The 295-nt window shown below is 46.1% G+C and carries 2 tRNA genes; both read left to right on the forward strand.

The window, feature by feature from the left end:
- Positions 1 to 21 precede the first annotated feature (21 nt).
- A tRNA-Ile gene (locus ACG72T_RS12580) sits at positions 22 to 96 on the forward strand.
- Positions 97 to 121: 25 nt separating this feature from the next.
- Positions 122 to 194 (forward strand) — tRNA-Ala (locus tag ACG72T_RS12585).
- Positions 195 to 295 lie beyond the last annotated feature (101 nt).

A 295-nucleotide genomic window follows, 5' to 3' on the forward strand; every position in this document is an offset into this window, starting at 1 on the left:
AGGCCTACCGGGCGCTGTTTCGGGCCTATAGCTCAGCTGGTTTAGAGCGCACGCCTGATAAGCGTGAGGTCGATGGTTCAAGTCCATTTAGGCCCATTCTCAGAAAATATAATAGTACCATGGGGGTTTAGCTCAGCTGGGAGAGCACCTGCTTTGCAAGCAGGAGGTCATCGGTTCGATCCCGTTAACCTCCATTGACAGAGATGTCAAACTCGTACCTTGAAAACTGGATATTAAGAATTAATGAATTAAAGAAACACCGAAAACTGCGCGATAAAAATGGATGTATTTCCAT

The sequence above is a fragment of the Companilactobacillus sp. FL22-1 genome, from assembly GCF_043951805.1.
Taxonomy (GTDB): domain Bacteria; phylum Bacillota; class Bacilli; order Lactobacillales; family Lactobacillaceae; genus Companilactobacillus.